The 332-nt window shown below is 35.8% G+C and carries 1 pseudogene; it reads left to right on the top strand.

The features are described from left to right. Window positions 1–332: pseudogene (locus tag ACY3FQ_RS12145) on the top strand (IS5-like element ISAba31 family transposase); the annotation flags it as partial.

Raw genomic sequence — 332 nt, 5'->3', positions numbered from 1 at the left:
TACGTGCTCATCAACATTCTGCTGGCATAGCGAATCAATCTATTTCTAAAAGTGTAGGAGGAAACTCCTCAAAAATACATTTGATTGTTGATGCACATGGCAATCCTATTGATTTCATAATTACCGATGGAACCACACATGATGTTAAAGTTGCACCTGATTTAATATCAACATTAGATTTAAAAGAGACAAAAGTGGTATGCGCAGATAAAGGCTATGATTCAGAACCACTGCGTGAACAGATCAGGAAAACAGGGACTAAAGCGAATATACCAAAGAAAACGAATAGCCAATCTAACAATGACCATATGGACTGGTATTTATATAAAATG

Source organism: Acinetobacter sp. AB03, from assembly GCF_058107045.1.
This window is presented reverse-complemented; position numbering and strand designations above follow the sequence as displayed.